At 57.7% G+C, this 1457-nt stretch carries 1 pseudogene; it reads left to right on the top strand.

Going from position 1 to position 1457, the window contains the following annotated elements:
• Positions 1-1457, top strand: a pseudogene (locus tag AC0V2Y_RS28580) (hypothetical protein); the annotation flags it as partial.

Raw genomic sequence — 1457 nt, 5'->3', positions numbered from 1 at the left:
GATTTAGATAGTGCCGCTAAAAATGCATTGATGGCGCTTTGGGGAGGAAAGCTCAATAAGCTGGACGTAGACGCGGCTATTTTTGACACTGTGCAAGCGAAAAATAAAGCATTTACTCGTGATGCGGATATCAAAACCTGGCTAGGTCAAAACGGCAGCGCCGCTCAGAAAATGGCGGCCGAACTCGATGAGTTGAAAAAGAAGTTCGGGGAAATCCCTCCGGAAATGGAAAAGTTGGTCAGGGCTAAATATGCTGACAAGGGTGTTGCTGCCGGGCTCAAAAAAGAGGAACAGGCCTACTCCACATTGATTGCGAGCATCCGCGAGAAGATCGAGGCTGGTCGCCTCGAGAACGCTACCGACGTCGATGCGACCGAGAGCCAGAAGCTACGCATCAAGGTGGACGAGGCCAGCAAGGTCAATAAGCTTAAACTGGCCGACGCGCATCTGACTGCGACATACGCAGCGCTGGACGAGCTGGCGGCAGTCGAAAAGGTGGCCAAGGCCCGGGCTACCGAAAAGGACGTGTCCACGCACATCCAGGAAAGCACCCTGGCGCGTCAGGACTCCGCGGCGGCGCTGGTGGTGGAATACCAAATGATGGGCAAGACGAGTGACGCTCGTGAATTGGCCATGGTGGCAGTCCGAGAGCAGACTGCGCTGGAGAAATTCCTTCTGCAGGAAAAGCTGGCGGGAAAAGTTGTCACCGAGGACCAGATCAAGCGCCTGACGGAAGAGGCGTCCGCGCGCGTGCGCGTGGAGCAGGCCACGCTGGCGCAGACCAAGGCGCTGGGCTATGCCGCCCAGCTGGCCGATGAAAACCGCCGCTTCTCCGCTGAATCGCAGTTCGATGAAAAATCGCGCGCTGCCGCATTATTGAAAATCGACGCTGCCATGTGGCAAGAACGCATTGCCCTGGCCGGCGCCGGCACGGACGCGCAGAAGCGCCTGCAGGAAGAATATTCGACCTGGTACAGCAACCAGCTCGCCAAGCCAGAGATCGAGGCCAATCGCAAGCTGTGGGAATCGATCGACACGACGGCGCACGACACTTTCGTGTCTATTTTCGATTCGGGCAAGTCGGCGTTCGACCGCCTGCGGGACACGCTGAAAAACGGGCTGCTGGACATGCTGTACCAGATGACGATCAAGAAATGGATCCTGAACATTGGCGCGTCGGTGTCCGGGGGCGGCGTAGCTGGCCTGGCCTCATCCAATGGCCTGGGCATGAGTGGCGGCGCGGCCGGCGGAGGCCTGGGCGGTATTGCTGGCTTGGCGCAGAGCGCCAAGACTGCCTATGACATCGCCACGGATGGCTTTACTAGTATGACGTCGTCGCTGGGTGAAGCCTTGAGTTCAGCAGGGAATTACTTCAATTCTGGTTCAATTTCCAGTTTTGGGAAGGGTATGACCCTATCGGGCGACCAGGCCGGAACGGCAGCGCAGACCTACTTGAA

This window comes from Janthinobacterium sp. BHSEK (genome assembly GCF_056174685.1).
This window is presented reverse-complemented; position numbering and strand designations above follow the sequence as displayed.